Annotated in this window: 18 protein-coding genes, 1 pseudogene and 1 riboswitch; of the genes and pseudogenes, 4 read left to right on the forward strand and 15 right to left on the reverse strand. The window is 42.3% G+C overall.

Features of this window, described 5'->3' with window-relative positions:
• Window positions 1–64: 64 nt before the first annotated feature.
• The 5 genes from ACWODM_RS09215 to ACWODM_RS09235 form a co-directional block, all read right to left on the reverse strand.
• On the reverse strand, window positions 65–607 hold the full coding sequence (locus tag ACWODM_RS09215) for a folate family ECF transporter S component (protein WP_455321089.1): 543 nt from the start codon (window positions 605–607) through the stop codon (window positions 65–67).
• A 28-nt stretch (window positions 608–635) separates the two neighbouring features.
• A riboswitch (THF riboswitch) is annotated at window positions 636–733 on the reverse strand.
• A 137-nt stretch (window positions 734–870) separates the two neighbouring features.
• Window positions 871–1,056 (reverse strand): hypothetical protein, encoded by a 186-nt coding sequence (locus ACWODM_RS09220; RefSeq protein WP_455321090.1) that lies wholly within the window; start codon window positions 1,054–1,056, stop codon window positions 871–873.
• 285 nt (window positions 1,057–1,341) lie between these two features.
• Window positions 1,342–1,905, reverse strand: a complete 564-nt coding sequence (locus tag ACWODM_RS09225; RefSeq protein ID WP_455321091.1) for a hypothetical protein — start codon at window positions 1,903–1,905, stop codon at window positions 1,342–1,344.
• Between the two features lie 605 nt (window positions 1,906–2,510).
• Window positions 2,511–4,097 (reverse strand): carbohydrate-binding protein, encoded by a 1,587-nt coding sequence (locus tag ACWODM_RS09230; protein ID WP_455321092.1) that lies wholly within the window; start codon window positions 4,095–4,097, stop codon window positions 2,511–2,513.
• A 7-nt stretch (window positions 4,098–4,104) separates the two neighbouring features.
• On the reverse strand, window positions 4,105–6,399 hold the full coding sequence (locus tag ACWODM_RS09235; RefSeq protein WP_455321093.1) for a glycosyltransferase family 2 protein: 2,295 nt from the start codon (window positions 6,397–6,399) through the stop codon (window positions 4,105–4,107).
• Between the two features lie 335 nt (window positions 6,400–6,734).
• Here ACWODM_RS09235 and ACWODM_RS09240 point away from each other — a divergent pair, with 335 nt between their 5' ends.
• Window positions 6,735–8,153 carry a helix-turn-helix domain-containing protein gene (locus tag ACWODM_RS09240; RefSeq protein WP_455321094.1) on the forward strand — a complete coding sequence of 473 codons (1,419 nt, stop codon included), beginning with the start codon at window positions 6,735–6,737 and terminating at the stop codon, window positions 8,151–8,153.
• 63 nt (window positions 8,154–8,216) lie between these two features.
• On the opposite strand, the pseudogene ACWODM_RS09245 reads toward ACWODM_RS09240, so the two are convergent.
• The 4 genes and pseudogenes from ACWODM_RS09245 to ACWODM_RS09260 all read right to left on the reverse strand — a co-directional run bounded on the left by ACWODM_RS09245 (window position 8,217) and on the right by ACWODM_RS09260 (window position 11,164).
• A pseudogene (locus ACWODM_RS09245) lies at window positions 8,217–8,948 on the reverse strand (class I SAM-dependent methyltransferase).
• 1 nt (window position 8,949) lies between these two features.
• On the reverse strand, window positions 8,950–9,837 hold the full coding sequence (gene rsmA, locus ACWODM_RS09250) for a 16S rRNA (adenine(1518)-N(6)/adenine(1519)-N(6))-dimethyltransferase RsmA (protein WP_455321095.1): 888 nt from the start codon (window positions 9,835–9,837) through the stop codon (window positions 8,950–8,952).
• Entirely contained in the window at window positions 9,834–10,397 is a 564-nt protein-coding gene (gene rnmV, locus ACWODM_RS09255) for a ribonuclease M5 (protein ID WP_455321096.1), read from the reverse strand. Before rnmV ends, rsmA begins: the two co-directional genes overlap by 4 nt.
• Window positions 10,394–11,164: a TatD family hydrolase gene (locus ACWODM_RS09260; protein WP_455321097.1), complete on the reverse strand. Its 771-nt coding sequence runs from the start codon at window positions 11,162–11,164 to the stop codon at window positions 10,394–10,396. Before ACWODM_RS09260 ends, rnmV begins: the two co-directional genes overlap by 4 nt.
• A 280-nt stretch (window positions 11,165–11,444) precedes the next feature.
• Here ACWODM_RS09260 and ACWODM_RS09265 point away from each other — a divergent pair, with 280 nt between their 5' ends.
• Together ACWODM_RS09265 and ACWODM_RS09270 are read left to right on the forward strand one after the other, a co-directional pair.
• Window positions 11,445–12,092, forward strand: coding sequence for a hypothetical protein (locus ACWODM_RS09265; RefSeq protein ID WP_455321098.1), 648 nt, complete (start codon window positions 11,445–11,447; stop codon window positions 12,090–12,092).
• A gap of 511 nt (window positions 12,093–12,603) precedes the next feature.
• The gene (locus tag ACWODM_RS09270) at window positions 12,604–13,473 is read left to right on the forward strand and encodes a metallophosphoesterase (protein ID WP_455321099.1); all 870 of its coding nucleotides are present in this window, start codon (window positions 12,604–12,606) and stop codon (window positions 13,471–13,473) included.
• A gap of 21 nt (window positions 13,474–13,494) precedes the next feature.
• Here ACWODM_RS09270 and ACWODM_RS09275 read toward each other — a convergent pair whose 3' ends face one another.
• The 4 genes from ACWODM_RS09275 to ACWODM_RS09290 all read right to left on the reverse strand — a co-directional run bounded on the left by ACWODM_RS09275 (window position 13,495) and on the right by ACWODM_RS09290 (window position 17,771).
• Entirely contained in the window at window positions 13,495–15,249 is a 1,755-nt protein-coding gene (locus ACWODM_RS09275) for a metal ABC transporter permease subunit (protein WP_455321100.1), read from the reverse strand.
• Window positions 15,239–15,973, reverse strand: a complete 735-nt coding sequence (locus tag ACWODM_RS09280; protein ID WP_455321101.1) for a metal ABC transporter ATP-binding protein — start codon at window positions 15,971–15,973, stop codon at window positions 15,239–15,241. The genes ACWODM_RS09275 and ACWODM_RS09280 overlap by 11 nt, the downstream gene beginning before the upstream one ends.
• 196 nt (window positions 15,974–16,169) lie before the next feature.
• Window positions 16,170–17,507, reverse strand: coding sequence for a DUF438 domain-containing protein (locus tag ACWODM_RS09285; protein ID WP_455321102.1), 1,338 nt, complete (start codon window positions 17,505–17,507; stop codon window positions 16,170–16,172).
• A 39-nt stretch (window positions 17,508–17,546) separates the two neighbouring features.
• A complete protein-coding gene (locus ACWODM_RS09290) occupies window positions 17,547–17,771 on the reverse strand; it encodes a DUF1858 domain-containing protein (RefSeq protein WP_455321103.1) in 225 nt (74 codons plus the stop codon).
• 314 nt (window positions 17,772–18,085) lie between these two features.
• Here ACWODM_RS09290 and ACWODM_RS09295 point away from each other — a divergent pair, with 314 nt between their 5' ends.
• Window positions 18,086–20,134 (forward strand): methyl-accepting chemotaxis protein, encoded by a 2,049-nt coding sequence (locus ACWODM_RS09295; protein WP_455321104.1) that lies wholly within the window; start codon window positions 18,086–18,088, stop codon window positions 20,132–20,134.
• Between the two features lie 44 nt (window positions 20,135–20,178).
• Here ACWODM_RS09295 and ACWODM_RS09300 read toward each other — a convergent pair whose 3' ends face one another.
• Together ACWODM_RS09300 and ACWODM_RS09305 are read right to left on the reverse strand one after the other, a co-directional pair.
• A complete protein-coding gene (locus ACWODM_RS09300) occupies window positions 20,179–21,495 on the reverse strand; it encodes an APC family permease (RefSeq protein WP_455321105.1) in 1,317 nt (438 codons plus the stop codon).
• Window positions 21,496–21,904: 409 nt separating this feature from the next.
• On the reverse strand, window positions 21,905–22,738 hold the full coding sequence (locus ACWODM_RS09305; RefSeq protein ID WP_455321106.1) for an aldo/keto reductase: 834 nt from the start codon (window positions 22,736–22,738) through the stop codon (window positions 21,905–21,907).
• Window positions 22,739–22,867: the final 129 nt, after the last annotated feature.

The following is a 22,867-nucleotide window of genomic DNA, read 5'->3' on the forward strand; positions in this document are numbered from 1 at the left end:
ATAAAAAAGGAGTCCATCAGTCATTCGATGGACTCCTTATTGGATGTTTGATTTATTTATTTGTTTAAACAGACATTTTTAGATTTTTGGTCAAATGTTTCATTGGCATCGCACGTCCCACCACATAGAACAGAATCGAATGAATCGGCAACATGACCGCTTCCTTCACCAAGCGTGGACCCCAGATGATCCAGCTGTTCAGTGGTACATTGTACATGATCGCAAGCCATAATGGTGTTAAGAATAAATTGATCACAAGCGATGTAACCAGTGTACATAAAATCGCATTTTTCCATGTTATTTCTTTTTTATAGAAGAAATACCCATAGATCAGTCCTCCTAAAAAGGCATTCAATGTAAATCCCGGGAAAAATGGGGCTGCTTTAGGAAACATCGTGATCCCGATTACATCCGCAAGAGCGGCACCGATCCCAGTCCAAAATGGACCAAACAACATGGCCATGATCATTTTTGGTACAAAGGTAAATGAAATACGAATGAATTGTGTTTCAATTCCTAAGATCCGTGTCAAAACGACCATCAAGGCAACCAGTAATGCCATGGTTGTCAGCATGTGTGCATTGATTTTTCTTTTCATTTCTAGCATCTCCTTATAGAGCTGCTACACATAAATATGCAGCGAATGCGAAAACAAAACCGCGGATTTTCATCCTTCGTCCAAAAGGCAACATCCCATCCCTTCAGCACTTAACGCTCTGTTTCCTACTCTGATTTATTTATAGACGGTTTGTCTACGTTCTGAATATAGCACAGGTCTTGCATATATACAATCAAAAAAAGTTCCTCATTGTTTTTTTATTGCGAAGATTACGGTTTCCCATAGATCTTGTAGCAGCTTATGAAACTTCCTTACTGGCTGTCCAGAAAAATTTCCTCATTGTGCAAGACCGCTTTGAGTTGATGAGCCAGCTTCCGAGAATCCCCTTCGGAAATCATTCTCGTGGTGCCGGACCGCCAGAAGCCTTTTGCAAAGTCTTCTGACTGTTGGCGTTCAAACTCTGAGTAAGTGGTTCCCACTAACTCAGAATAATTCATCCAAGCTCCTCAAAGGCACGACGAGAAATTTCCTATGGGGTTCTCTCCAGCTTTTTGGCTTGTACAAATGACTCTATACAAAAAGAAAAACATCAGACTTAGTTGTGAGAAAATAAATTATCCCTAGTAGACAGCAAATGTTCTTCTGCTGTCTACTGGGGCTTTTCTGTTAGCTCTTCTAAGTACTCACAATTTCTTATATTATAAGGAATTTTTTCTCAGCATATCTAATGCAGATTTTCTTACTCAACGAAACACAACAGCTACTCAAAAAATTCTGTTGATTTATTTTTCTCTGGCTTTGGAAAATATTGGTACTTCGAAGACTTTGCTGAGGGCGTTGCTGACGAAATAAGCGATATTGTAATCGATCATGCTGTGAATCAGTCCGCCGATGCCCATAAATCCAAATAAGAAGACAAAGAAGTTTCCTTCATAGTTGGTGCCGGCGGTGTTGCCCCATAGGAAAAACAGTGCCACTACGATCATTTCCACGACTGAATGGATCACGCCGATCCATAAGTTATAAAGCTGAAATTTCCCTTTGCTCAAAATGATTTCTGGATGCTTTTGTAAATATTTCGCGCCAATGTAGGCAAAAACGATGTGGGACAAAGCCCGCAGTGCAATAATAAAAGGTGCGGTCATGACAAAACCAAAGGCCGTTCCCAATGCTACAGCAATCGCAATCTTAGGCGAGAAAAACATCGCTACAAATAATGGGACATGACTTGCCAAGGTAAATGATGCTGGTCCGATCACGATGCGCGGCATAACCATCGGAATAACGACTCCCATTGCAATCAATAATGCAGCAATCGTCAATTGTCTAACAGAATTTCTTTTCATTTTTTTCTCCTCCAAATGTGTCAAGACACTTCAAACTGAGTTCATTCTACCGATAAAGTGTCGATGTGTCAAGACACATCCTTAAAAAAAAATGGACGCTTAGATCAATTCAAATTAGCAAGTAGTCTTTGCTTGATACACTACACTGCGAGACCACTTACTTCCGGTCAGCTGAGATATCCCCTTCATTTACACCCTCCTATTAATTTAGAAAATGAAGAAATGATACTTACCCTCGAAGAAATCCGTCATTCAAATCAGTTTTGGGGCACCTTGTCTTCGTAGCTTTGTTACTTCATTTCACTATAAAAAACAGAAAACGATACTTGATTGAAAGAAAGCCTTTAACGTAACGGAGAGAAGGGCTTGTGTTGTCACCGTGTTTAGAATTCAATGTGAATTAGGCTCAGTTGCCAATTTTATTGGCTATTGAGCCTTTGAAGCTTGAAAGACGTGAGACTACAGGCTCACGTTGGTTCCACGGTTGACCTGAAGCAAGCCCTTCTCGCAGTGAAGTGAAACGAGGTCGAATCACTCGCAAATCACTAATCATATTCATTGATTTAACAAGTAGTAGCGCACTAACAGAAAAAAAGAGGCTTAAATCACTCAGCCTCTTGTCTCTTTTCTTCCTCAAGTATTTCTCTAACTTCTTCCTGCGTAACTACTCGCCACGGAAAACCTGGATCATCCAATGCCGCAGCCTGTGGATTTTCATTTTCTGTCCACCATTTAGCTTCATAGGTATTGTCTCCTACCATCACACGGTCTCCTTCAATGTAGACCTCACCTTTTTTCCATTCAGGATATGTTCCTTTAGGCAGATAAATTTGCGGAATCGGTTTTTCACCTGGCAATACCGGACCAATCAATTCCCAAGGAGCATCCTCGATCTGCAGGATCGGACTGTCTGGTGCGTCCCCCTTTGTCCACCATTTCGACTGATACACATTACGACGCCAAACCACTTTAGTGTTGGCAATATAGGTTTTATCCTTGTTCCAAATCTCGTAGGGACTGGTTTCCGGATCATCTTCTTTTTTCAATTCTTCTTCGGAAACATCGGAAGCAGTCTCGATCTTAGCATTTTCAACGATTGCTCCGTTCAAGCCTTCTGAAAGAATCGTCCCGAATTCCTGATCCTTCTGTTCAACGCCACTGTAGTAATCTGAAACAGAGCCCGTATTGATATAATCTGGATTGGATTTTCGATCTCGATTGGCTGACCAGAGAGACATCCGTCCTAGCTGGATCTCTTGGGCAAATTCATTCAATTCACGAGCGTCTTCCAATGTAAAAACCTCATCGCCAACATCGTTTTGTCCGATCATAGGGGTCGCACCGAGCTTCGACCAAAGAACGGCATCACTTAGAAAAATTTCCTGGCGTTCATAAAGAATCCTTAGCTGACCGTGAGTCTTTTTTAATGAGTTGATGGCATTTTTAGCCATCGATTGATTGGTATTTCGGCTGGCACCAAAGTTCATCGTCATCAAATTGACACCGGCCAGATCCACGCCGGCTGCTAAAATCTCCTGTACGGCATCGGTGCCTTCTGCTGTCAGTCCGTTGTACACCACCGGCAAGGTCACCCATACCGCCAATTCCTTGCCAGCTTCTCTTCTCTTTTCCTGCAACAGTTGAATGGCTTCTGCACGGGTTTTACCCGCTGTCCTGTCTAACAGCCCTTCATTTTCCAAGTCAAGATCGATCGTGTTGAGATCATAACGTTCAACAACTTTCTCATACATTTTTGCTAGTTCTTCGGGTTCATTTTTATAGCGCAAAGCAATCTCGTCATTCAAGAGTCCGCCAAACGAAACGATCACATCGCCGCCTTTTTGACGAAGACGGGCGATCTTACGGTCCAATTCCAAAGAGATTCCTGCCTGCTCCATAGTGTAATAGCCGCCCCAGCTGGGTTCTGACTGATCGTCATTCGAAGCAACGATAAATGAAAGTACGACATTCTCATCAAACTTTTCAAAGTCAAATTGAGGCGTGACAGTTGCATCCACGTAGGCAGCATACCAGGATTCATGTTCGGATTTTTCAAATTTTGCGATCACCTTTGTTCGAAAGCTGAACAATATCCCACTGGAGCCAATGATCAGCAACAGTAAAAGCAGTCTAGGAATAGACAATTTTCGCTTTTTTTGCTTATTTTTCTTCTTATTGGTAGCTTTTGACATCGCGAGCTCACCTCTTCATTGTATTGACTTGAGCATCATACAATTGGTCCTGTGCTAGTTGTTCTTCTGTATGCTGCATCCGTACGCCTAGAGGGATCTCACCGCTTGGTCTGCCATAATACAAGACAGATTCCCAGTCGGCTGCTTCGTCTGTTTGTGCATCGGCTGCTTTTTCTGTTTTGACTTCTACAAACAGCCAGTTGAAAAAGTTATGACTGATATCAACGATCAGATGTCCGATACCCACATAAGCCACCAATGCCCACAAGGTTGTGATCGTGTTCAGTACGGCAAACATCACATTTCCCCAGCTTTCCTTCAAGTACGCATGATAGCCAGTGAAGATCGAGAAGAGGATGATTACCAGTGGTGCCAGCAGGTAGATAGTTGGCGAACCGGTTCGATCATTGACTTTAGGTGTTCTGGCAAAGGGAATCTTATGTCCGGAAAATGACTGCTGGATCGATTTTAAAACTCCTGCCAGATTGACGACTAATAAAATCAAATTAAAACCATAAATACGAAAGATATCACTGCGTTTGTAGCGAGAGTATTTCAAATCACTCGCCATTGCCGAAAAATACGGAATCGCGGAAATAAATAAAAGAATACTCGAAAGCTTTTTATCGAAAGGATACGCTAAAAGTAAAATTAAGCCAAAGCTCGCCCAGGTGATCGATGCCATATAGTTCAAACGTAGGAAAAATTCGATCCATTTGATCGGAGTGCCTTCTTTTTTTCTTTGGCGCATCGTAGCAAACATCTTTGGTAGGATCAACAAGCCACCATTGGCCCAGCGACGACGCTGAATGATCAGTGAACCGAAATCTGGCGGTGTCGCACTGTAGCTCAGACGTTCTGGATAGTTGACCAGCTGCCAGCCATGTTTTTCTAAATCGATGCTGGATTCCGTGTCTTCAATCACTGTCCGGTCTTGGATAAAACGGCGAATACTAAAACCATTCACCCATTCGATCTCTGCGATATCCTCCAAGGCTGCTTTGCGGATGACTGCATTTGCTCCAACCCAGAAGGTTGCTCCATAATGGGTCGTTCCCTGATGCAGGATATGCTGGATGTCGGTGGTTGCACCGGCGATTCGCTCAATACGTGTTGGCGTGCCTCTAAAAGAAGAATACGGCGTCTGGGTAACAGCGACTTTTTCGTTCTCCGGTTGTTGTAATAAATAAACCAATCGCAAGCAATACTCTCTGAGTAAAATAGAATCTGCATCCAAGGTCAGTAAAAATTCGCTGTCTGGAATGATCAGATTCGCTTCCTGTGCTGTTTTTGTAGGAATCAATACCTCACCGGAAGGAATTCGACTGATTTTATATTGACCACCCATCAAGTCGATATAGGAATTTAAATTCATGGCTTTGTTGGCTTCATGAGAAAGCGAAACGTATTGTTTTCTTTGAAAGAAATCGACCTCTGCCGTAAAGATCCAGTTCAGGCGGCGATAAAGCTGACTTGCTCGTTCACAGGTGATGGTAGAGCCTTGACATGCGGCTTTCTCCAATGCTTCAGAGATCAGCAACAACTCTCCTGCCAGCTCCCGATACACTTGATTGATAAAAAAGTCATCGACATGGTCTTCGTGGACTTCGTTTGCAGCTGCCTGATTCAGCCAGTCCACTGCCCATTTATATTCCTTGGAAAGATCCATCAAAGCCTCGCCGGATACTTCTCCCATCGAATGTTTTCGGTCTTCAAACGCATGCATCGCTCGTTTGGTGTGTTCTTTAGGTATTTTTAGAAATTGCATGATCTCACTGGACAAAGCTTTGGTCGCATACAATTTGCTTCTAGCTTCAGGATCAGTTTGGATCGGTTTGTCGTCTAAGAGCAGTACGACTTTTATATTAGGATATTCTTGCAGTGCAGCGGAAAGAAGTGTCTTGCGAATGACGGAAACCTCCTCATCGTAAGAAGGTACAAGGACGGTGATCGTTGGCTGATGGTCGGAAAAATGGGCATCTAACAGCTCTCGAGGGACCCGATCATGCTTTTTGAATCTTTGCAGCGCACCGCCTCGGGAAATCAAATACATCAGTGCAGAGAAATTCAACATCGTGACGATCACGATATATAACGCTAATTCAACGGTTCGTTGAAAAGTATAGACTTCAAAAGTCCAGTAATTGAAAATCGTAGAGGTGACATACAGTAGCCAAAAACTGATGGTTATCAAGATAAACAGACGATTGAATACAAGTTTCACGACAGATGGCTTATCATGGACAGAGGGTAACGGAGCCAGATTTCGCTCAGTCCCTAGTTCTCTTTTCATTGATTTCATTTTCTCATCATCCCCTCATTTAGAAACGACCGTCAAGACTCTTTTTTTCCAACTCTTTTTTATAACCTTTTTGGTGAAATAACCAAATTTCACTGTTATTACTACAAATATACGTCCTTTTAATAAAAGAAGTCACTTCATTTTTGTGAATTATGTTTTCGTGTTTTTGACACTTATCATTCATGGTATTCTCATTTTTATGGTAAAATAAGAGTGAGAAATGGCTCCATTGTGAAAAGTAAAGATACAGATATCTAGAAACCAAAGGAGGTATTGCTGAGGAAACATTCCGAGATGAACTAAGCTTCTGAATGTTTGCTATTCAGCAACAAAAGATGGAGAGACTAAAGACGAATCTCTTTTTAAAAACCAAAATCATCGAGTTGCTCAATAATCATGTCGACTATATCTCTACCGAACAGATTTGTCAGGAATTCGAAAGTTACAGCCGCAGTATGATTCGAAACACTTGTTTGGAACTGCAGGCTGATTTTGAGGAGCTTTATACACCGGAAGAAGCTGAATTTCAGATCACCAAAAGAGATGGGATCAAGCTGATCCGCAGAGGTGTCAATATTCAACGACTGATAGAAAATCTGTTTACCAAAAGTATGTCTTACGATATCATCTGCAAACTTTTTTTAGACAAAGAGGTGCTGACGGCCGACTTTTGCGAAGAACATTATATTTCTAAATCTACCTTGTCCAGAAAATTGAAGCAGTTGAACCTTGTGTTGAATGACTACGATCTGCATATCACGTTGTCTGAACACATGAGCTTGAAAGGTCCTGAAAGCAGGATTCGACTGCTCTATCAACTGTACTTCCACAGTGTTCACAAAGATTTGGAAAGATTGCCTTGGTATTCTAAAGAAGCGCCTTATCTTCCATTGGCGAAACAGCTCGTTGATTACTTGAAATTAGAGAACTATCGACGAACACTTTCGGATGCTTATTTATTTGTTCATATCTTTTGTCAAAGGGTCGAAAACGGTTACTCTGCGGAGCCTGACGATCCATCGCTGAAACATGTAGACGATTATGAATTTATTGAGAAGCCCGATTTCTTAGCCAATTGGACCGAGTCTGACTGGCAAGTATTCCTGCTAGTCATGTACACGATCAACATTTCCTCTGACCCTATTTTTTTACAAAAGAAAACGACCTATATTTTTGAGAAAGAAGTTCAAATATGGTTGAACACCTTTGATGCACAAATTGCTTCTTTGTCACTAGAAAAACGACCACGGCTTGGACAAGGTTTGGATCGTCAGTTACAATTCAATGACATTCTGAGTTTAAGCCCGATGCTTTTAGATATGGTCGGCATGTATTCGCTAGGCTATTTCGAAAAAGATTTCCGAGATTATTTGATTCATTTCGAGACCTTCTGGGAATCTCTCAGTCAACAATCAGAGGTTTTCGCAAATTCGGCCTATCTGCGAGCAATCGCTATGTTCAATTGGATCGCTTATTTAGACTTAACGGTCTTTAATCCGCGGATCAAGCTCTTTGTCCACTCAGATGTGATGAAGCTGCATCAATCATTTGTGCAAAAAAGAATCAATTACCGTTTGTCAAAATACATGGTGGACTTTGTCGCTTCTCCTCAAGAAGCGGATCTGATCATCAGTACGGTCGATCTTTCAGAGGATGATTTTCCAGAAGAAAAAGTCATCCAGATCTGTGCTTCCCTTCCTAACAGTGATCTCCAGATGATCGAAGACCAAGCAGACCGATTACTGGATCAATAAAAAAATCCTGTTGTACTCTGCCAGACCTCATCAAGTAGGTCTGGATAATGTACAACAGGATTTTTATTGTTTTTTTGCTCGAATGATCAGCATCATCGGTCGACGAAGCTCATCTTGCATCCCTGGAAGCGACAGCATTGCTTCTGAGGGCATCGGTTCAACGATTCGTTCGATGAGAAAACCAGATGTCAGTAGATCATCCAGATACGTTGTTAATGTTCGATGATATTTGGTGACACTTTCTCCCAGAAAATTCGTTGTTCGTTGGCCTTCATCAAAGTAGCGGTCAACAGGAAAATACTGGATCTTTCCCTCCGCGTCATATTGCCATTCCTGAGAGCCTTCTGCCGTAAAGACCGGATGCTCAACAGAAAAAACAAAGTGACCTCCCGACTTTAATGCTCGAAACACTTTTTCAGCAATTTTTTTGAAGTCCGGAAGATAATGCAACGCTAGAGAACTTAATACGATGTCGAAGGACGCGTCAGTCGCTTCGAATTCCGAAAGATCCCCTCGACGGTATTCGACTGTTTCTGTTGTCGTTTTTTCACGGGCGACTGCTAACATTTTTTCGGAAATGTCGATACCTACCACTTTGTTTGCGCCATGTTCCGCCGCATAGATACAGTGCCAACCATAGCCACAGCCTAAATCTAGTACGTTCCTACCATTAAATTCAGGAAGTCAGCGTTCCAGTGTCTGCCATTCTCCAGCACCTTCCAAGCCTTTCACACTGCGGGACATCTGACTGTACTTTTCAAAAAAGATGGGATCATCATAATAGTTTTGAGACATATTAACCTTGTTTCCCCGCTTCCATAGCATTGCTCAAAGCAGCAAACTCTTCTAAAGACAAGGTTTCTCCACGACGGGAAGGTTCGATCGCCGCTGTTTCTAAGCTGGCTCTCAACCAGGCTTTGGTTGCTTCATCTTTTCCATAACTGTTCTGCAAGTTATTCCAAAGGGTCTTACGACGTAGCTGGAAGGCAGCTTTGGTCAGCTTGAAAAATTCCTTTTCATTCGACATGGAAACAGCCGGTGTTTGACGACGAGTCAATTTTAAAATGGCTGAGTCGACATTAGGCTGCGGAACAAAGACCGTTTTCGGTACAATAAACGCTAGCTTGGCTTCCATGTGATACTGAACTGCAATCGATAGTGAACCATACGCTTTGGTTCCTGGTTTGGCAGAAATACGGTCAGCCACTTCCCTTTGCATCATGACGATCATTTCAGCCACCGGCAATCCTGATGACAGAAAATACATCATAATTGGTGTGGTGATATAGTAAGGCAGGTTTGCAACTACTTTGATCGGTAATTCTTCCTCAAAAATCTCGCTGGTGATCTGTGGCAAGTTCGCCTGCAACACATCCTGATGGACAACCGATACATTCGGATAGTCTTGCAAGGTATCCTCTAGCACCGGAATTAGACGATCGTCGATCTCAAAGGCCAGCACCTGACGAGCATTCTTTGCCAAATGCTCTGTCAAAGCTCCGATCCCCGGACCGACTTCGATCACATTGGTCTGCTCCGTGATCTCTGCTGTTTCCACGATTTTCCGTAAAATATTGGGTTCAGTCAAAAAATTCTGTCCTAAGCTTTTCTTAAAAGTAAAACCGTGTTTGGCAAGAATCTCTTTGGTTCTTGAAGGGACGGCTATCTCTCTTTTTTCGTTCACATTGTTTCCTCCACTTTTTTCATTGCTGCTTGCAATTCTTCTTCAGTAATTCTAAACATCGCCAAGCGTTTCGGTAGCTGTTTGCCGTTCGTATAACCAATCCTCAGCTCGTCGCCTAATTTTTCTCGGCGTTCCTTGGCTTGTGGACCAGCAATCAAGCCATATTCTAATAGTTGCTGACGATCGATCGATGTTTGCTGGCTGACTGCGGAAGTCACTACTTTACGCAGAGCTTCAAGGATCGCTTCATCACTGGCATGCTCGACACCTAGACTGGCTCCTTTGCGCTTGCTTTGCGCTTGACTTCTAGGTAGAAACGCATGTTTCGCATCAGGAACGACTTCCATGATCGTTTTTCTGATTTTTTCTCCTGAAAAATCTGGATCGGTAAAAACGATCACTCCTCGCATTTCCTGTGCGTGTTCGATCTGTGTCAAAATCTCTTCATTGATTGCTGACCCGATCGTTTCGATGGTGTCCGCATTGACTACTTCCTGAATCCTTCGCGTATCGTCTTTGCCTTCGACGACGATAATTTCTTCAATCGATAATTTGCTCATTGATCGATCCGGAACAAACGACGGGCATTGACGGTCGTTTGTTTGGCTACTTCTTCAAATGAAAGCTCTCTTAGTTCGGCAATTTTCTCTACGACATATCGTGTATATCCCGGCTCGTTTCGTTTGCCTCTGTAAGGCATCGGTGCCAGATAAGGTGCATCGGTCTCAACTAATAGCCGATCAAGAGGGACGATTTGGGCTGCTTCTTGGACATCAAGAGCTTTTTTGAAGGTCACCACACCGCTGAACGAAATGTGCATCCCCAAATCCAAAAATTTCTTCGCCCACTCTGCATCGCCACTGAAGCTATGCATGATCCCGCCAATATCGCGAACCTCTTCATCCTTCAATATTCGGTAAGTATCCTCAATTGCATCTCGCATATGAATACTGATAGGTAATCCATGCTCTCGAGCGATCGCGATCTGACGTCGGAAAACTTTCTCCTGGACGTCTTTAGGATCTTCCATCCAATGATAATCCAAGCCGATTTCTCCATAAGTCACGACTTTAGGTTCAGTTAATTTCTTTTGTAGGTAATTTTCTACCTCCTGATCATAGCTGCCAGCCTCAGTTGGATGCCAACCGATGATACTGTAGATCGACTCATACGTCCGACTCAATTCCAGTGATTTTTCAATGGTTGGGTAGTCAAAACCAACCACCGCCATCTCTGTCACACCCAACTCTTTGGCGCGTGCGATCGTTTCTGGTATCTCTTCATTAAATTGTTCTGCATTCAAATGTGTATGCGAATCAAAAATCATGGGTCCATTCCTCCTAATTCTCTTGTTTACAATAGCACATTTTTGATAAATCATAAACGAGGAGACTCGTTTTTCTTCAGCTAAAGTCCTAGAAAAACATCCGTCTCTAGTTGGATACCGAATCTGATCTTCTTTTTTATAATAAGAAGAAAGAAAGTTCCCATTTCCAGTTGCTTTTTATTCGGACGACTAGCACACAAAGGTCCACTGTTGACATTAAGCAAAGCTATTCGCACACAAAAGCGACTGGGATGGTTAAAAAAAATGAGGAGGGGACAAGATGGAACGTCTGCGTTCACAATATCGCTACTATTCGACACATAAAAAGGATTCATGTGCCGATTCGCAAACTTTTCGCCGTGATTTTCCAGAGATGGCCGAATGGATGCGACAAAGACAAAGCCCGAATGAAAAAAATCAAACCCACACTCTAACCCATTGGCTGTTACTACTGGTCTTCGGTCTATTGACTGTCGCAAGTTTCTCTCAGCAATTATTCTTACTTTTGGCCTTCACATTGATCGCCGCCCTTGTTAAAGGACCAGGAATGAACCTGTTCGGCCTCTGCTATTCTTTTTTAGTTGGTTTGTTTCCACCCTTAGGTATTCTCCTATCTGCCTTGTTTTTCTTACTTAGTTTGTATCAACTGACACGCAACTGGCGCTTTGGCTTGGCTGGGGTATTCTTTTATTTGTATCCCTTGTCGCTTAAGCTATTGCAGTTCTCTCCCTTCGACCAAAGATGGGTTTTGCTGCTTGCGATGTTTGTTGGCTTGATTCTGTTGCATCTACTGTTTCTGAACATTTATCAAGAACAGCCTTCCAGCAAAGCACTCGCTTGGTCGCTGATCAGTCTGCCTTATGATTGCCTGCTTCTTTTGATCCCTACCAAAAGAATCGGAAAGAAACGATTCAGAAAGAGAAAATAATCTTCACTTCCCCCGTCCTTCGAAAAATGCCTTGGCACTTTTGAGAGGGACGTTTTTTAGATGTCGTTGTTTTTTGGTAGACAATAAAGCAAACCGGTCCTAGTCATTCACTTCGTCATGATGACGCTGATTCTTTTTCTAAGCAAAAAAAGAAAAGGATACTCCTTACACAAGCTACATTTGAGTGAAAGAGGTCCTTTTGCGCAACGGAGAGAAAGGCTTGCGTTGTCACCATGTTTAGAATTCAATGTGAATTAGTCTCAGTTGCCAATTTCTATTGGTTACTGAGACTTTGAAGCTTGAAAGTCGTGAGACGACAGGCTCACGATGGTTCCACGGTTGACTTTAAGCAAGACATTCTCGCAGTGAAGCGTTGTGAGCTAAAACTGACTATCAAATGTAATCACAGATGTTGTTTTACTCATTTTTTACTTTTTGTTCGATTGCTTTTTTTCGGTTATTCCTCTATTCTATATATGTATTGACTAAATTTGACAAAGGAGACCTGAGAATGTATTTTATCTATGGAATAGCAGCTTTCCTTGCTTCTCTTTTATTCTACATGGTCTTCATTGAACCTCGTCGATTAAAACAAAAGCATTACTTTATTCGTAAAAACAACCTAGAGATCCTTGATATCTCCAAAGCCTATGATCTCTACCAAGAACAGACCAACATTGTGGTCGCTCACATCAGCGATACGCATTTTTCCAATAGTTACCAACCGCTTCACTTTAACCCTGTTATCAAATCTATTTTACAAAATTCTCCTGATTTGATCGTCTTTACTGGCGATCTAGTAAACAATTATAAAAAATGGCCCCATCGATATTCGCAGCGTCTGATTGAAAAATTGACCCGTCTATCTGCTCCAATGGGAAAGATCGCTATTTTAGGAAATCACGACTACTTAGAAGACGGCCATTATTTTGTTCAAGAAGTGTTCAAAGAATCTGGATTTACTTTATTGAAAAACGAAGAGCTTTTTGGAGCTAACGACAAGATCTCGATCAACGTCACAGGTATTGATGACTGCTTGAGAGGAGAACCTCATTTCGATTATGAACCTACGCTAGCAGAATGGCATTTACTTCTGTTACATGAACCGGATGCTGTCCAAGCCATCGATCAGATCGAAAACTATAATTTGGTCTTGTCTGGGCACAGTCACGGTGGTCAGGTGCGACTGCCGTTTATTCATCTTAAACACGACGGAGCCACCAAATATACACATGGTATGTATTTATTAAAGGAAAAAACACTGCTTTCCATCTCGAATGGTTTAGGGACATCCGGCTTGCCAATACGGCTGGGTGCTCCTCCTGAGATCATTTATTATCATTTAGCGAAAGAAACGCAAGAAGCAGCTGCTGACGATTGATCAGTAGCTGCTTCTTATTTGTTATTGTGACAATCCTTCGTAGATTTTGTCCAGATTCCATTTCATCATTGCGTAATAACTGTCACCGTCATTGCCTTTTTCAGCAACGGAATCAGTAAAAATCTCAGCATAGATCGGGATTCCTGCATCTTTTGATACACTTTGCATCGGTTTAGGATTGATACTGCTTTCCACAAAAACTGCCGTGACCTCAGATGCTTTCAATTGCTCTACTAGTGAACGGATCTGATCAGGCGTCCCTTCTTCCTCCGTATTGATTTCCCAAATATAAGCAGATGGGATTCCATAGGCTTTGGAGAAATACTTGAAGCTTCCTTCACTGGTGACGATCAGTTTCTTTTCTTCCGGGATCGAATCAAATTTGACTTTCGCTTCCTGATCCAGTTCGCCGAGCAGTGTCAGATAATCCTCGAGATTTTCCTGATAGATCTGGGCATTCTCTGGATCCTTTTCGATCAGATGCTTGGCGATATTTTTTGCATAGATCATTCCATTTTCTAAATCGAGCCATGCATGAGGATCTTCTTTCCCCGCCTCTTCCTGTTCCAGATAAAGGACTTCAACACCGTCACTCACTGCAAAATAATCTTCATTGACTACTTTATCGGCATTGTTCATCAGTTTGGTGAACCAGGCATTTCCACCTGTCTCTAGGTTCAGTCCATTATAGAAGAGTAGATCAGCGTCGGTCGATTTTTGGACATCTTCAGGTAGTGGTTCATACTCGTGAGGATCTTTTCCAACCGGCACAATACTGTGTAAATTGATCGCATCACCGGTAATTTGCTCCGTAATATCTTTTAAGATCGAATTGGTAACAACTATATTGAGCTTGTCATTGTCTTCTTTTGCTGTGTGAGTATTGGCATAAAGTGCGATCCCTCCTGCTGTCAATCCAAGGACGGCAGCAGCAATGATCCAGCCCTTGTTCCCATGACGAGCACGCTGTTTAGGGGACAAAAGAAAACCTAAAATAAACAGAACGGCAGCTGTCAGTACAATACTGGAACCAGCAGCGATATTGAAGCTGTACCCAATAAACAAACCGATCACAGAAGACAGACCGCCTAAAGTTGCAGAAAGTAGCATCATGTGACTTAAGCGTTTCGTAAATAGATAGGCGGTTGCCGCAGGTGTGATCAGCATCGCCACTACTAGAATCGTCCCAACACTTTGCATCGCCGTTACAGCAACTAAAGTCAACAGCATCATCAACAAATAATGATAACGTCCGACCTTCATCCCAAAAGCCTTGGCCATCATTGGGTCAAAAGAAGTGATCAGTAAAGGACGGAAAAACAACACAATCAAGAGCAACACCAAACATGCGATGGCAAGCGTGATCCATTTATCCACATCTTGTACCGCCAATACATTCCCAAACAAAATATGGAACAAGTCGGTGGAGCTGTTGGCAACACCGATCAAAATGACCCCTAGTGCCAGAAAGGAACTGAAGGTGATCCCGATCGCGGTATCACTTTTAATGACACTGTTTTGCGAAATATAGGTGATCAATACGGACGCCAACAAACCAAAAAGAATCGCTCCAATAAAGAAATGGATGCCCAAGATATAGGAGAGAGCCACCCCTGGCAAAACTGCGTGGGAGATCGCGTCACCCATCAAGGACATGCCTCGCAAAATAATGAAGCAGCCGATCGCACCGGCTACGATTCCGATCGCAACGGAGGTGATCAGTGCGTTTTGTAAAAAATGATAATTCAACAAACCCTCAATAAAATTACTCAGCATCTGAATGTCCTCCTCTCACAAAAATACTTTCTCCAAAAGCAGCAACCAAATTTTTTTCATTGAAAACTTCTTTCGTCTTTCCTTGCGCAATCAATTCTTTATTCAAGATAACCAGCTCATCAAAGTATTCCTCTACCTTGCTCAAATCATGATGCACAATAAAAATAGTTTTTCCGGCTTTTTTTAATTGTTGTAAAAGCTGCATAATGATTCCTTCACTGGTCGCGTCGATACCAACAAACGGTTCATCCAGAAAAATCATGGACGCTTCCTGTACGAAAGTTCGGGCAATCAACACTCGCTGGAACTGACCTCCTGAAAGCTCACCAATCTGGCGTTCCTTGAATTCGGTCATTTCTACCAAAGCTAGGGCTTGATCGACTTTGTCCCAGTCTTTTTTAGTCAATCGCTGAAAAAGTTTCTTCTGGGGGTAAATTCCCAATGATACGCATTCGCGGACAGTGATTGGAAATGTATGATCGATCGCTGTTTTCTGTTCCACATAAGCAATCTGTTTTTGAACAGTCTTCAAGGGCTTCCCATCGACCGTTGTTTCTCCAGTTCCTGAAATCAGCTGCAAGGCTGCTTTGATAAAGGTTGATTTCCCAGCACCGTTTGGACCGATGATTCCTACGATCGCAGGTTGTTCAATAGTAAAAGTGACCTCTTTGACGACTGGGTTTGTTCCGTCATAACTTGCAGAAATATGATCAAATCTCAACATGTTTTTTCCTCCTGATTCTCTCACCACATCTATCTCCTCAACAGATTTGAATGGCGGTTCTTTATTTCTCTCACGTTGGCTTTAAAAAAGTTTCGGCTTGCCTAAACTTTTATTCAAGTGGATTATATACCTCTAAAAAAAGAATTGCAAGCAAAAAAATACCAAGAGAATTTTTATCTCCTGGTATTTTTTCTATTTATTGTTGTGTAAAGCCTTCTAACAAGCGATTTTGTCCTTCGATTCCTTGAATCTCCGTAATATCCTGAGTGACCTCGAGACAGCCTAAATACTGTCCTTCACTGTTTTTTAAGGCAAAATAACGAATGTAGATTTTCTTTGGTCCCAGATCGATCCAAAAGTCAGCTGCTTTTCTTGTTCCACTGCGAAAATCATCTAAAATTTTCTGAACGATATGCATGCTTTTTGGTGGATGACAATTGACTACTTCTCTTCCGATAACTGACTTTGTCCGCGGAAAGACCCGTTCTTTGCCTTCCGAATAAAATCTCACTCGATCCTGATCATCGACAAAAGTCAAATCTACAGGTAGCGCTTGGAATAAGGCAACCAACTGCTCAAGCTGTAAGATCCCTGTAGGTAAGACGACTGTCCCCTCTGATTGTGTTTCTTCCCAATCATAGATTTCTTCATCCGTCGCAGCTTTGGCTTTTTCAAGATTCAAGCTGGCAGCAATGCCCTCCGTTGTTTCTTTAGCCTGTTGAACGGCGGCTAGTCGCTGCGGCTCACGCTCAGCCTCTTTTTCGAGATCTGCTTGACTGGCTTTAAACGGTAAGGGCTCAGGGATATAAGCAAAGCCGATATCAAAGCTGTCTGCGGCAATTTGTTCCCAGTCTTTTAAAGTAAAGACATCCAACGTCATTGGCACCATGATCTCTTCTTCTTTGAAGATCATTTCCTCGATCTCATTTTTCACTTTTTCCCATTTTTCCATTAGAGGATTAAAGGCAATTTTTTCTTGCTGTGTATACTGCAACAGATCTTTGATCATCGCTCGGATATCATCATCGACGCCCCACATGACTTGCGGCGGTGCAGTGATGCCATATTTTTCCATATAAGCAAAAATCAAGGTTTCTTTGCGCGCATAGTGTTTGTCGATCTGGCCTAAATCAATCAATGCAGCAATCAAGCGTTCTTTTGGCTGCCAATCTCCTTTTTCGATTTTTGCCAGTAGTCCATCAATTTCATCCGTCAGTAAAGATTCTAGCACTTGATTTTCAAGCTTTAGTGTATGGACGGGATGTCCTGGTTGTCCGTGAGTTTGATTTGAACGATGAATCTCGTTGATCGAACCTTTAAAAACTGCTGCATGGATGTTGCATAATCGTTGGATCTCAGAAGGATCTAGCCCTCCCTGAATCAATGCTTTTTCTGCTGCGGTGATTTCGGTCACATCCACACCGTCAAATTCTTCACTGAACAGCTGTTTCGCCTCTTCAAAAGAACCGCCTTCATGAAGCAAAGACAAAATCTCTACAATTCGTTGTTGACGCTCTTCGCGTGTACGTTCCATATATTTACACTCCTCATTTTTCTTTTGACGTTGGTAACTTTAGCATCCTATTACGGTAAAGCCTTTTTCTTCAAAGGCTTCAATCACTTGCTCCAATGGAATTTTTTTCATTTTTGCTCCTTTAGGAATCGTCATGTAGCGTCCGGCTGTCTGTAGCATTCCCGGTTTTGTGATCTCTTTAAATCCGATATCAAACATCAACTCTTTGATTACTGGGTATTCAGACACTAGTTCGAACAATGTTTTTGTAAAGTCGACGACCATTTTGCACTCCTCCTTATTAAGAATGATTCTCAATTAGAACCAGTATACACCTATTTGATACTTTTTTCACTAATTTATTTATATTTTCTCTCTCCTCTTTTTAAAAAGCTGAATCACAAGCTTATCCATACTCCGTTGTTTTGTGAATCAAAGAATTAATCGATCCTTTTTCATTTTTTTATTGAAGAACATATTTGATATAACGGCGTTTTTTTGAAAAAATCAAGTTTTTTCATCATTTTACTTAAATTTTTTCATTCCCAGACGATTTTAATAATAGGTATGACTATATTTTTTAGAAAAGAGGAAATCGAATGCAGACCAAACAAAAAAGTATCGCAAAAATTATTCTTTCTGTTTTGATCTTACTAGTACTATTACCGATTCTTGTGATGCTGATCAGCACCTTCATCACGACAACCAATTTACTGGAGGAACGCAACATCATTGCGCAAGAAAGTGGCACACAGGCTGTTCTAACAGAAAAAGAAAATCTATTAGCCAACACAGAATCTCGTTTGGCCGGCGCTGCAAACTTAGACGCTTTTCAAACCGAATTCGATTTGGAGGATATTCAGAAAACCGTCGATTCTGTGATCGTTGGTGATACCAATATGTTATCTCTAACCTTCGCCATGCCAAATGACAGTTATGCTTCTTCACTCGAAGGCTTGCCAGCTGACTTTAAGCCAAGCACTCGTCCTTGGTTCGAAGATGCTGTCACAGCTGACGGTGAAGCCGTCTGGTCCATTCCCTATCAAGATATACTGACAAATGAAATCGTCAATACGGTTTCTAAAGTGGTTCGCAATCAAAACGGTGACTGGGGTGTTCTGACCGCTGATATTTCTTACGAAAATGTGACTGCATTGCTGCAGGAACTAGCAGTTGGACGTACTGGACATGTTTCTTTGATTACTGCTGAGGGTGTAATCATTGCAGATGTTGATCCAGAACGTGTCGGTGTCGACCTTTCTGACAATCCGATTTTTGTGAAAATGAAAGAGTCGCCCGCATCGACAGGTATTCTTGATGCTTCATCCGAAGAAGGGGTTGCCAATATTTATTTCAATCGTGGGGAAGAAGGCAACGAGAGCTGGGCTTTTGCCACCATACGCGACCACGAATATTCAACAGAAACCAAGGCGATGCTACTGTCTACTTTGACGATCATGGTGGTGATCTTGATTTTGACCACAGGCTTTGCCTTTCTGGTTAAAAACATTGTTCAAGAAATTGTCTTAGTCTTCGTTGAACGTTTCGACGAATTAAGAGGCGGTGTCTATCGTCCAATCGCTAAAAAACAAGCGAAGTCTTCGTTCTGGAGTCTCAAGGAAAATGCTCGAAACTATGTCTATCCTAATGACCATGGCACAGAGATCCACCGCATGGCTGCTAGCTACAATGAGATGATCCAAGCAACTGGAGTGCTGGTAACAGAGATCCAAAAAGAAAGTCAAAACGTGGCTGAAATGTCAAACTCTCTCTTGGAACTGTCACAGCAAACAAGCTCGGCGACAGGTGAGGTCACTGAAACAATCACTGGGATCGCTGAAGTCACAGGAACACAAGCCGAAGAAACTGAACGCAGCGTCTCTCAACTACATCAGTTGTCTGACATCGTGCAAGAATTGACGACAAATGTGGAGACCATGAACGAACATTCTCAGGAAGCATCTAGTATCAATCAACAAAGTATGGATGTCATGAATGCGGTCAATTCCAGCTGGCAAAACGAAATGTCTCAAATGAGCTCACTTGTCAGCAATATGAATGCGATGAATCAAAGTATCCAAGCAATCAATCAGATCATCAATGTAATCAATGATATTTCTTATCAGACCAACCTACTGGCACTGAATGCATCGATCGAAGCTGCTCGCGCAGGGGAATCTGGCAAAGGTTTTGCTGTCGTTGCTTCTGAGATCCGCCAATTGGCTGAGCAAAGTAAAAGTTCGACCAAAGAGATTGAAACGATCATCAATAAAATTCAGTCTCAATCATTAGAAATGGTCGATCAAGCCTCCCGTTCATTGGAAGGCAGCGAGAACCAGACACGCTTGATCGATCAGGCGATCTTCTCTTCGCAAGAGGTCTTTGAACGTAGCACTGCCATGATCGATGGACTACAGCAAGTCGAGCAATCCACCAATCAGGTTGTAGCGATCCAAGGGACGATCTTAGAAAATCTGGAAAGTATCTCTGCTTCTACGGAAGAAAATGCAGCCGGTACTCAAGAAGTCTCTGCCAATTCAGAAGAAGTGCTGGCAACCATGGAGGAATTTGTTAACCATGTCAGTGACCTACAAACAATCTCTGAAAACTTGAAACAGACAATCGATCAATTAACGATCCTCAACTAAAGTAAAAGGCTCGGAATCTCGTGGATTCTGAGCCTTTTTCGTTCTTATTTTTTCCCTTGCAAATAATAAAATACAGGGATACCTAGAGCGGTGATCCCAATTCCTGTCATCACCAAGATCGGTGTAGTGATCGTTGTCATCACTAGAATGAAGCCTCCACCAAGCATGGCAATCAGTGGCGTGATTGGATAAAGGAGGACTTTGTAGGGCCTTGGCATGTCTGGCTGACGTTTACGCAGTAAAAAGACGGCTGCAAAAATCAGCAAGCTGAAGAACCACATAACAAAGACGAGCATATCCGTCAGCAGATCAAAGGTTCCGATCGACATCATGAAGCTGGCGATGACTAGCTGAACCAAAGCTGCGACATAAGGGACTGTTGTACGTTTGGACAAACGCTTGATTTGCTTACTGAACAAAAATTCATTCTTGACTGCCAATGCATAGGGCACGCGTATCCCAGTCATCGTATAGCCATTCAATGCTCCGTATACAGAGATCAAAATCCCCAGCGTAACGATACGACCACCAATATCCCCGAACAAAATACCTGCAACATCGGCAGATGCATTGGCGTTGCCTGCGATTTGTTCAATCGGCAGCGTCTTTAAGAAGACTAGATTGATGACCCAATAGATCAATGTAACGAAGCTCAAACCAAAGATGATCGCTTTGGGCAAATCTTTTTCTGGTCGCTTCAGTTCTCCAGCAACCGTTCCGACATTCAGCCAGCCATCATAAGCAAACAAGGTTGCTAGCAAGGCGGCACTAAAACCTGCGGCCCATGACTTATCTCCGCCGATCGAAAGATCTACGATGGAGACCTCTACCTGCCCTGGTGTAAGTAAACCAGCAATAATGATCACAAAAATTGGGATCAGTTTGACGATCAGTGTAAAGGACTGCACGTTTGCCGCAATCTTTGTACCCAGCAAGTTGATCCCTGTCACACTGCAGGCCGTAATGATCGACACAGGTAGCAGCCACTGAGCATCTAGATGAAATAAATTTAAAAATTGCGTGGTAAAAATAATGCTTAACGCTGCGATATTCGCTGGAAAATAAATAATACTTTGCGCCCAACCAAGCAAAAAGGAAGGCAATTTCCCATAGGCTACTTCGATGTATTTGATGGGTCCTCCGGTTTCAGGGATCGCTGTCGCCAACTCCGCTACCGTCAAACCGCCACAGATCGTCAAGAAGCCGGCAAATAACCAAGCAAATAGGGTCAGCCCTGCAGATTGTGTCTGCGAGACAACCGCTGCCGCTTTAAAGAAAACTCCTGCACCAATGACTGTGCCCATTACCGTAGACAAGGCCCCCGTGAGAGAAATCTCCTTTTTCAATTGTTTTTCTGACAAAAAATCACTCCACTTTCAAAATCAATATTAGTCTGATTATACTGAAAACTATCCCCAATTGCCATGCTAAATAAAAAAAGAGTGCCTGTTTCCACTCTTTTAGTTACAATTCTAGGTATTTTCTAAATCAAAGTCGCTTCGCTAAGAACAACTAACTCATTGATCATGAAAGTCACTCAGGACTGAAGGATAGTTTTTAGCATAACGGAGAGAACAGTTTGCGTTGTCGCCGTGTTCAGAATTCAATGTGAATTAGTCTCAGTTGCCAATTTTTATTGGTTACTGAGACTTTGAAGCTTGAAAGTCGTGAGACTACAGGCTCACGACGGTTCCACGGCTGACTTCAAGCAAGCCGTTCTCGTAGTGAAGCAAATTTCATTCAGAAGATGCCTGAAACAGGTCAGCTTTGCTAGACTTCTGAAAAAGTTGCTGGGTGCTGTTGCTTCAAGCGTCCGTCTTCTTTTGATAAGGATAAGATCAACTGCATGTCTTCTTCCTTCAATTCAAAATCAAAAATCTCCAAATTATTTTTTTGCCGAGAAATATGTGCCGCCTTTGGTATTGGTACGACACCGATTTGCAGATCCCAGCGCAAGATGATCTGAGGAATCGATTTGTTATAGCGTTGTGCGATCTCTTTTAAAACAGGATGCTCTAAGATATCAATCGCACGCCCCAGTGGACTCCAGGCTTCGGTAATAATACTTTTAGAGGCATTATAGGTTCTTTGTTCTTCCTGATTGAAATTAGGATGTAACTCTACTTGGTTAACAACCGGTAGAATACCTGTTTCCTGTTCCAAACGGTCAATGTATTCTGGTAGAAAGTTGCTGACACCAATCGAACGAATCAAGCCTGTTTTTTGGGCATCAATTAAGGCTTGCCAAGCTTCTACATACTTATCTTGTTTAGGATTTGGCCAGTGGATCAAATACAGATCCAGATAATCCACACCTAAACGGGCAGCAGATTCTTCAATACACGACAAGGCGGACTGATAGCCATGGTATCGGCCAGGTAGCTTGGATGTCAATGTGATCTGATCTCTTGGGACACTGCTATTTTTGATGGCACGACCCACGGCACCTTCATTTTCATACATAACCGCCGTGTCGATCAAGCGATAACCAGTAGTCAGAGCTTGCTCAACGACTCTTGTACAATGGGAGCCGTGCATACTAAAGGTACCGAAACCAATCTTCGGAATTTGAAAGCCATCTGACAGCTCATAATATTCATTCATACGTTTCTCCTCCTCTTTGAAAAAAGAATAGCATGTTTTCCAGATACTTTGTCAGATTTTGATGATTTAATCTATTCTATTTTTTTATCGTTTCATTGCTAAAAATTATACAAAAAGGAGAGCGCAAGG

This window comes from Enterococcus olivae, assembly GCF_053760925.1.